This window comes from Oleiphilus sp. HI0043, assembly GCF_001634935.1.
In genome coordinates this window covers 1-1,017 of sequence record NZ_LWEY01001371.1, presented here as the reverse complement: position 1 = coordinate 1,017, position 1,017 = coordinate 1, and the positions used below count along the sequence as shown (strand labels likewise).

Sequence of the window (1,017 nt, the reverse complement as noted above, 5' to 3'; positions counted from 1 at the left end):
GTCGAAGGCTTCCTTAACATGTGGGTTGGCATTGATATCGCCACCCTCTTGCTTGGCAACGTCTGCAAGGTAATTAACGAAATCGAAGCAGTGTTCTGGCCGGGCGTAGACAGACTGTTCACTGTGCTTCATTACGTTTTGATAGGCTTCGATTGCGCCCTTACTATCTTTATTTTCTGAGCATAGCTCTGCCAATTGCTTTTGTCTGTGCAGGGAGTTTGGAGACCGCGAGATAGCTTGTTCGACGGTTGCCTGGGCCTCTTTGGTTTTATCTTGTCTTTGCAGTACCTGCGCAAGAAGGTCCAAAGCTTCAACTTGCTCCGGGTCTTTGGTAATTATGACCCGTAGTAGTTTTTCTGCATCCTCATAATGTTTACGCCGAATCATGATTCTTGCCAGCCCATATTCGGCCCAGGTAAAATCGCTTGCTTTAAGGATGCCTTCGTATAGCTCGCGTGCCTCGTCGATGTGTCCGATTTTACTTAGCAGCCAGGCTTTTGTCTTCATGCAGCGAAGTACGTAATTGCCTTTCTCGGCAATTTTCTCGTCACAATATGCAATTGCTGAGTGATAGTCGCCATCATCTATAGCAGTGTCAATTGCACTCATCGCTTCTTTCATTTTTAGCGCTTTGCTTAAGCGTTGTTTCAAATCATTGGGTGTGATCGGTTTTACCAGGTAGCCATCGGGTTCGTTCTCGACGGTGCCCATAACCTTACTGCGATCAACTTCGGCTGAAACAATAAAAAATAAGTCCGAGAACTTTAACAGTTTCTTGTAGCGTAGCTCCTCAAGTAACTCCTGGCCGTTTTTGCCTTTGCCTAAGTCATAGTTGCACAGCGTAACGTCGTAATTGACGTTCTGAAAACCTGAGACAACATTTTGTGCACTGCTTGCTGTGTCAACGAGCTTAAGGCCAAGTGACATCAGTGTCTTTTTGGTAGAAAAACGGAAGGAGTCTAGTTCATCGACGATGAGAAAGCGTTTCTTGGCAAATTCTTCCAGTGACATAAGGTT

The 1,017-nt window shown here is 45.5% G+C and carries 1 protein-coding gene; it reads right to left on the bottom strand.

What is annotated here, in order from left to right; genetic code table 11:
* A partial coding sequence (locus tag A3729_RS18640) for a response regulator (protein WP_156498012.1) occupies positions 1-1,017 on the bottom strand: 1,017 nt, incomplete at both ends.